We start from the raw sequence: 2,307 nt of genomic DNA on the forward strand, positions 1-2,307 counted from the left end.
GTCGAGGACGCGGTCCACAAGCGCCTGGTTGGCCCGAAACGCCCCGGTCTGGCGGAGCATGGCGTCGACGAGGGTCGTCTTGCCGTGATCGACGTGGGCGACGATGGCGACGTTCCTGATGTCGTCGCGGACGGTCGACGACGGGCCGGTCACTCCCGGAGCGACGACGACGGGCACGGTGGAACGGGACGGGTGGGTCATGGGCCGGGCATTGTCGCATGTTGACCGTCCGAGCGAGAATCAGCCGATGGACGGTCTCGCCTGGCTGGCGCTCGCGTGCCTCGCGGTTGGCGTCCTCGTGCGGGCGCTCGTTCCCGCGATGGCGCCGGGCATGCAGGCCCATGTCGCGGCCCTCGGCCAGCTGCTAGGCGGCTGGCGCCCGCCACCCTGGCCACGGGGCGTCCAAGAAGACGACCCAGAAGTCGCCTGGGCGAAGCATGGCGCGGGTCGTGCCGCGTCCCAGTCCGGTGTCCAGCCGGCGGCGGCGTCGATCGAGGACCTCGACTGACGAAGCTCCCGGGCATCACCCGCCGGCACGCTGGTAGCATCCGGCAATGACAGTCTCGGCCGTGATCCTTGCAGCGACACCCGAGTCGGCGCTGGCCGACGCCGAGGGGCTGCCCCGAGTCCGCCGCCTCGCCGACGTTGCCTGGTCCGGCGGCGCCCTGCCCGTCGTCGTGGTCGCCGACGATCCCGGTGGCGCCGTGAGCGCGGCCCTGGCGGGTGCTCCGGTGACCCTGGCGGAGCCCGCTCCGGCCGCCGACGGACCCGTTGGCCAGATCGCTCATGGCGTCGATGTCGCCCGGGAGGCGATCCGCGAGACGGACGCCGCCCTCATCTGGCCGGCCCGGATGGCATGGGTGGGTCCCGAGACCGTGACCTCGCTGATCGAGGCCCACGGCGCGAACCGCAACGCCGTGCTCCGCCCGACATACGAGGGCACCGCCGGCTGGCCGGTGCTCCTGCCGCTCGTCCGCCTGCCCGCCCTGCGTGCGCTGGCGGCCGACCGTACGCCGGATGAGCTGATCGCCGATCTGGTCGCGAACGGCGCCGAGCTGCGCGAGCTGGATCTCGGCGACCCGGGGTCGACGCACGACGGTTCGATCGCGCGGGCGGACCTGCCGCCCTATCGTGGACCGAAGGAGCCGGTGACCGGTCATCGTCACGAGTGGGACGCGGCCATCTCCGACACGCCCGACGGGCCGCTGGAGGGCCCGGGCCTGTCCCCCTTCGAGCCGGCGGGCTCGGGAGACTGAGGCCCAACCTCAGGAATACGCGGGCGGGCGCGGGGGAAACTTGGCACGAGTCCGCAGTCGGGCGTGGTGCAGAGATCCAGCCCCAGCTGAGCGAGCCCCTCGGCCAGAGGCGTGAACCCCAGCCATCCGCCAAAGCTCCGGCTCGTGACCCCGGCCGGGACCCCCCGCACGAGGACCGCGCCGCCAGAGTCTCCGACCCCCACCGAGATCCGCGCGGCGATCATGCACGGGAAGTAGTCGCCGTCCTCCGGATGGAGGTTGGCGCCCTTCTCGGCCACCGCTCCGCTCCGGTACTGGTTGCGGCCGTTGATCTCGACCTGGTCACCGATCGCGATGTCGGCGCAGGCGAGCGGCCGCGTGCCCGGCGGGATGATCCGGTAGCCAGCCGTACCCAGGTCCACGACGTTCAGGTGCCCCCACGGAATGCGGTCCCTGGCGACCACCAGGTAGTTCAGGTCAGACGCCGCGCACCGGTGCCCCGGATACGGGCACGAGGCATCGCGGGCGGCCGGGCCAAAGACGCCGCGCACCGTGATGCCGTCCGGGTCGTACGCCACGGTGCCCTCGGTGGTGCAGTGACCCGTGGAGGTGAGCACGATCGAATCCCCGTGGCGGGCATAGAACCCGCCGGCACATGCTCCCCATAGCTGCTGGCCGGCGAGGACCGGCGGGTCGTACGCGGGGGCGACGCGCCGCGGCTGCCTGATGGCGCTCACGATCAAGAAGGCGCCGACCCCGACGACGAGGCCCGCCAGGGCGACGGCGATGAGGCGCAGGGCTCGAACCCGCATTCGTGGACCTCTCGTCGCCACCGCCGCGGACAGCCTCACGCCGCGCCTAGCGCTTGGCGGGCTTGTCGGCGACCCCCACGTAGCGCAGGCCGAGCTCCGCGTACTGGGACGGTTCCGGCGGGGACGGTGCCTCGAGCATGAGGTCGGAGCCGGATTGGGTCTTGGGGAATGCCATGACCTCGCGGATGTTCGTCTGGTCGGTCAGGAGCGCGGCCCAGCGGTCGATCCCGATCGCGATCCCGCCGTGGGGCGGGGCGCCG

Annotated in this window: 5 protein-coding genes; 2 read left to right on the forward strand and 3 right to left on the reverse strand. The window is 72.6% G+C overall.

Annotated elements, in window-relative coordinates; translation table 11 throughout:
• Positions 1-201: GTP-binding protein (locus tag VGW35_07340; GenBank protein HEV8307466.1), on the reverse strand; the 201-nt coding region annotated here is incomplete at its 3' end.
• A gap of 46 nt (positions 202-247) precedes the next feature.
• On the opposite strand from VGW35_07340, the gene VGW35_07345 reads away from it, so the two are divergent.
• Positions 248-508: a hypothetical protein gene (locus VGW35_07345; GenBank protein HEV8307467.1), complete on the forward strand. Its 261-nt coding sequence runs from the start codon at positions 248-250 to the stop codon at positions 506-508.
• Positions 509-569: 61 nt separating this feature from the next.
• A complete protein-coding gene (locus tag VGW35_07350) occupies positions 570-1,256 on the forward strand; it encodes an NTP transferase domain-containing protein (GenBank protein HEV8307468.1) in 687 nt (228 codons plus the stop codon).
• Here VGW35_07350 and VGW35_07355 read toward each other — a convergent pair.
• Both VGW35_07355 and VGW35_07360 read right to left on the reverse strand, forming a co-directional pair.
• Positions 1,163-2,047, reverse strand: coding sequence for a hypothetical protein (locus VGW35_07355; GenBank protein HEV8307469.1), 885 nt, complete (start codon positions 2,045-2,047; stop codon positions 1,163-1,165). The genes VGW35_07350 and VGW35_07355 overlap by 94 nt on opposite strands.
• A 46-nt stretch (positions 2,048-2,093) precedes the next feature.
• Positions 2,094-2,307, reverse strand: a 214-nt coding sequence (locus VGW35_07360; GenBank protein ID HEV8307470.1) for an amino acid--tRNA ligase-related protein, incomplete at its 5' end; no start/stop codon positions are given.

The organism is Candidatus Methylomirabilota bacterium, from assembly GCA_036005065.1.
Lineage (GTDB): Bacteria > Methylomirabilota > Methylomirabilia > Rokubacteriales > DASRDR01 > DASYQW01.